Genomic DNA, 3,442 nt, shown 5'->3' on the forward strand with positions numbered 1-3,442 from the left:
ATATTCTCGAACTATCAGGTATCGGTCGCGGCGACATCTTGCAGACTGCGGGTATCGAAACGGTCCTGGAACGGCGCAATGTCGGAGAAAACCTCCAGGATCATCTGCAGCTGCGCTGTGCCTACAAGGTTACCGGTATTCCGACACTCAATGAGAAGGCCAATCGTCTTTTGGGCAAAGCAGCGATTGCGCTTGAATATCTCATCAGCAGGTCCGGACCCATGTCGATGGCGCCGAGCCAGCTTGGCGTTTTTACCAGGTCCGATCCCTCTTTCGAGACGGCCAATTTGCAGTATCACGTGCAGCCTCTCTCCCTGGAAAAGTTTGGCGAAAACGTCCATCCCTTCCCGGCGTTTACTGCGAGCGTTTGCAATCTGCGTCCCGAGAGCCGAGGTTCCGTACACGTCAAATCACCGGATCATCGCTCGCATCCTGCGATCCAGCCGAATTATCTGACGACAGAAAGTGATCGCCGTGTCGCGGCGGACTCGATCCGGATCACGCGCAACATTGTGTCGCAAAAGCCATTGCAGTGTTTCAAGCCGGAGGAGTTCAAACCCGGCCCCGACTATCAAACGGAAGAGGAATTGGTCGAAGCCGCCGGTGCCGTTGGCACGACCATATTCCACCCCGTAGGAACCTGCCGCATGGGTGCTGATCCGGACTCAGTGGTCGATCCGCAATTGCGCGTGCGCGGCATTCGAGGTCTGCGCGTGGCCGATGCCTCGATCATGCCGTCGATCACCTCGGGAAATACGAACTCACCAACGATCATGATCGCCGAAAAAGCCGCAGAGATGATCACGAGGGGTTAGTGGCTATCTTATCTGAAACGGTACGGTAAAACTTTGCCGCGATACGTCCACTCCATCGGGCGCTGACGGAACTGGTGACGCCCTCCGGATTGTTTCAAGCACGCTCTGGTCCAACTGAGGCACGCCGGAGCTTCCGACGACACTTGCCGCAACGATAGCGCCATCATTGGTGACCACGAAGCGTATCCTGACGGTGCCCTGCCCTTCTGCACGGGCGCGGTTTGCTCTGCGCGCCAGATAAGACTGCACCCTTGAACGCCAGGTCTCCGATTGCCGCGCTGACGCTGCTCTCGAAACACTTGGTTGCTGTTTTGCTTCCCGGAGCGTGGCGTCTTGGACGGTCGCGGTGCTGACTTTCTTCGCTGGCTTTTGCACGACCTTCGCGGTAACCTGTTTTTTTGGAACGTCGGGCTTTTTCGGTGTTGGACGAACCACCGGAAGCGGCACTTCTACCTTTGGCAGTTCCACAACCTCTTCGATCTGTTCTTCGGGCGGCTCGGTCACTTCTGGTTCCGGCTGGGGCTCTTCCGCCACCTCAGGTTCAGGCTGATCCGGAGCCAATTCTTCCACTGGATTGATTGGCTCGGGTTCCGGCTGCACATCCGGGATTGGCTCGGGCGCTGCAGCTTCCTGTTCCATGGTATCCGGCTTGATTGGCTCAGCTTCGGCCGGCGGCTCTTCCTTAACCGGCTCTGGCACCACTGGTGCTGGCAATGGCTCCATATCAATCATTACCGCGGCGGCAATATCGCTTGCGGGTGTCTCAGGTTGATAGTTCTGAACATACCACGCAGCACCCGCATGAATGCTGATGACCGCCAGTCCCGCAATCGACCAAAGACCAACCTCGCGCCAATCTGGACGCAGGAACCCTCTTCTGGTTACAGTTGTCTGCTGATGCACTACTGTACGCCTTCACCGGCGGGTGCGGGTCGAGGAGAAACACTTTCCAGACCGACAAGAGCTATCTTGAGATAGCCTGTGTCGCGCAGTCCGTTCATCAGATCCATCAAGGCACCGTAGTCGACTGCCCGGTCGGCGCGAAGAAAGACCCGGGTTTCCTTGTCGCCCTGCGTACGTTGATCCAGAAAACTGCCAAGCGTTTCGCGCGAAATCGTTTCGTTGCCGACTGCGATAGACTTGTCCTCCTTGAGCGTCAGGTAGAGTGGTTGCTCGGGACGCGTCGCGGGCGTTGCTGTCGAGGCTGGCAGATCCACATTGATATCGACCGTCGCCAGCGGCGCTGCCACCATGAAAATAATAAGCAGGACCAGCATGACATCGATGAACGGCGTCACGTTGATTTCGTGATTTTCCTGGAGCTCGTCGTCCGACACGCTATGCCTGATGCCACCAGCCATGATCGCTCTCCTTACTCTGCGGCGGCGCGCGAGGTGTGGGCGGTGGCAGGCACCCTGACAAAATCCACATCGCGGCTGACAAGCCGTTCGACTCCTGCCGACGCATCGGCGAGCAACTGCCGGTAACCGGTGATCGACCGCGCGAAAACATTGTAGATCACAACCGCCGGAATAGCGGCAACGAGCCCGATCGCGGTGGCGAGAAGCGCTTCTGCGATGCCCGGCGCAACGACCGCCAAATTGGTTGTCTGGGACTCTGAAATGCCGATGAACGAATTCATGATGCCCCAAACCGTGCCGAAAAGCCCGACGAAGGGCGCAGTTGAACCGATGGTTGCGAGTACTCCCGTGCCGCGGCTCATGCGCCGTCCTGCTTGAGCCTCGATGCGCGACAGACGCGAAGCGACGCGTTCCTTCAAACCATCGGCACTTGTGTATCCTTGAACCTCACCGGAAAGACGCACTTCCTCGCGTGCCGCGTTGACAAGCGCCGCGCCCGGGCCGCCCCGGCCTTCGAGTGCCCGTTCGGCATCGTGCAGCGTGCGAGCATTGCCGATGGCGTTGAGTGCGCGATAGGCGCGCACTCTTGCTCCGGCAAGTTCAAGCGTCTTCGCCAGCCAGACAGTCCAGGTGACCAGCGAGGCAAAGGCGAGACCGATCATAACCGACTTGACCACCCAGTCCGCGGCCATGAACATGCCCCAGGGTGAAAGATTATGTGGCAGCGTTGCTGCCATTTGGTGACCTTCACTCTGCTCGGATATTGCCGGTTCTAGTGCTGGTGTGGCTGCTTCAGGTTGCGTCGAAGGCGGCTGCACAACCTCCGACTGCGGTACCGGTGCTGCAGTCTCCTGGGCTGTTGCAATGGGTAAACCAGACAGGCAAAGCAGCAAGCCGAGAGCCCCTGCCCTCAGGATGATAATAGCGGCTCTTGGATACCCTTGCGGCCTTGCTCGCATCGCTCTGCAATCCTTCAATTTTCGCCGCTGCCAGATAGGCCCGAGGCCATCGCCTTGATCAGGCGCATTCGCGTGGYGGCATCATCGGTTGGTAGCGGCTTAGTATTTATGACTAAAATAATCAACTATTTTTTGAATTGGGTAAGGGAGTGTTTTGATGAAGACGCAGCGCCGGCGCGCATTCGAGACAGAACGTCCGAACGATCCTTTGCACCTGGCGAACACTCAGCGACAGAGCAATCGCCGCCGACGCATGCGACCGCCGCCGCTCAAGCACTTCTGACAAAATCGAACGATGCAGCTCGCT

General features: G+C 58.2%; 5 protein-coding genes. 1 reads left to right on the forward strand and 4 read right to left on the reverse strand.

What is annotated here, in order from left to right; translation table 11 throughout:
* A partial coding sequence (locus tag ACXJ5O_RS22095; protein WP_457301768.1) for a GMC family oxidoreductase occupies positions 1 to 815 on the forward strand: 815 nt, incomplete at its 5' end.
* Positions 816 to 818: 3 nt separating this feature from the next.
* Here ACXJ5O_RS22095 and ACXJ5O_RS22100 read toward each other — a convergent pair.
* The 4 genes from ACXJ5O_RS22100 to ACXJ5O_RS22115 form a co-directional block, all read right to left on the reverse strand.
* A complete protein-coding gene (locus ACXJ5O_RS22100; protein ID WP_457301769.1) occupies positions 819 to 1,718 on the reverse strand; it encodes a TonB family protein in 900 nt (299 codons plus the stop codon).
* On the reverse strand, positions 1,718 to 2,176 hold the full coding sequence (exbD, locus tag ACXJ5O_RS22105; protein WP_457301770.1) for a TonB system transport protein ExbD: 459 nt from the start codon (positions 2,174 to 2,176) through the stop codon (positions 1,718 to 1,720). Before exbD ends, ACXJ5O_RS22100 begins: the two co-directional genes overlap by 1 nt.
* Positions 2,177 to 2,187: 11 nt before the next feature.
* Positions 2,188 to 3,135: a tonB-system energizer ExbB gene (gene exbB, locus ACXJ5O_RS22110; RefSeq protein ID WP_457301771.1), complete on the reverse strand. Its 948-nt coding sequence runs from the start codon at positions 3,133 to 3,135 to the stop codon at positions 2,188 to 2,190.
* Positions 3,136 to 3,256: 121 nt separating this feature from the next.
* The coding region (locus tag ACXJ5O_RS22115) for a hypothetical protein (protein ID WP_457301772.1) at positions 3,257 to 3,442 on the reverse strand (186 nt) is incomplete at its 5' end.

This window comes from Phyllobacterium sp. P5_D12, assembly GCF_054049495.1.

Coding starts and splice junctions, on each gene's coding strand:
- exbD (WP_457301770.1), bottom strand. CDS start 2,176: ATGGCTGGTGGCATCAGGCATAGCGTGTCGGACGACGAGCTCCAGGAA.
- exbB (WP_457301771.1), bottom strand. CDS start 3,135: ATGCGAGCAAGGCCGCAAGGGTATCCAAGAGCCGCTATTATCATCCTG.